Genomic DNA, 419 nt, shown 5'->3' with positions numbered 1-419 from the left:
GCTCTCTGCCAACGTGCGCTCGCAATTATAAATGCCCATAATGACAGAAACTTTCGGTCCTGAGTTCATACGCTTTTCTCCTTTGTATCCATATCCATGTACGCGGAATAAATATCTGCCATTTCTTCCACCGTTCGCGCCTCCGAAAAGCGCAAGGCTGTTTTTCGGCCTTCCTGTCCCAGCTTTCGGCAGAGTTCCGGCTTATGGTAAAGCTGTTCAATCCGGCGGGCAAAAGCAGCACTGTCACCGATTTTGACCAGAAAACCGTTTTCTCCGTCGCGGATGATTTCCCGATGCCCGCGGTTATCTGTGGCGATCGCCGGTTTTTCTGCCGCCATTCCCTCAAGCACATTCATGCCAAGGCCCTCTCTCATGCTGGATGCGACAGATACATCTGCAAGCTGAATCAGCTCATGTAT

The 419-nt window shown here is 50.8% G+C and carries 2 protein-coding genes; both read right to left on the bottom strand.

Annotated elements, in window-relative coordinates:
- The coding region (locus tag RVS70_RS22760; RefSeq protein ID WP_321135012.1) for a hypothetical protein at positions 1-69 on the bottom strand (69 nt) is incomplete at its 3' end.
- The coding region (locus tag RVS70_RS22755; protein ID WP_321135011.1) for a glycosyltransferase at positions 66-419 on the bottom strand (354 nt) is incomplete at its 5' end. The genes RVS70_RS22755 and RVS70_RS22760, both read right to left, overlap by 4 nt.

The sequence above is a fragment of the Virgibacillus sp. M23 genome, assembly GCF_034190895.1.
In the GTDB taxonomy this organism is placed as follows: Bacteria; Bacillota; Bacilli; order Bacillales; family Amphibacillaceae; genus Virgibacillus; species Virgibacillus salarius.
Note: the sequence above shows the minus strand (reverse complement) of the source record. Positions and strands in the feature narration are given on the sequence as shown.